Origin of the sequence: Nonomuraea sp. LPB2021202275-12-8 (assembly GCF_037044575.1) — a bacterium.
Taxonomy (GTDB): Bacteria; Actinomycetota; Actinomycetes; order Streptosporangiales; family Streptosporangiaceae; genus Nonomuraea.
Map to the genome: position 1 here is coordinate 1 of NZ_JBAHWD010000190.1, position 290 is coordinate 290.

1 protein-coding gene is annotated in these 290 nt (G+C 70.3%); it reads right to left on the reverse strand.

Features of this window, described 5'->3' with window-relative positions; genetic code table 11:
* Nucleotides 1-290 (reverse strand): hypothetical protein (locus V5E28_RS49330; RefSeq protein WP_336217234.1); only part of this gene is annotated, 290 nt, incomplete at both ends.

The following is a 290-nucleotide window of genomic DNA, read 5'->3' on the forward strand; positions in this document are numbered from 1 at the left end:
GTGGTGGCGGGGTCGGCGCGTTCGTAGGCCTTGTACAGGGTGGCCATGGCGCTGGCGTCGGCGTTCAAGGGTGCAAAGATCCGCCAACGGTCGTTGAGCACCATGATCGACGGGGGGCCGTCCCCGTCGGCGGATACGGGCGCCGGCTGCGTGGCCGGCCATGTCTGGCTCCTGCGCGGCGGCAGGTACCGACTTCGCGCATGCAGCTTGGCAGAGGCGATGATCTGCTCGGCGTCGGTGCGGGCCTGAGCGGTGATCGCGGCGGCCTCGATCCGGGCTTCTCGCAGCAC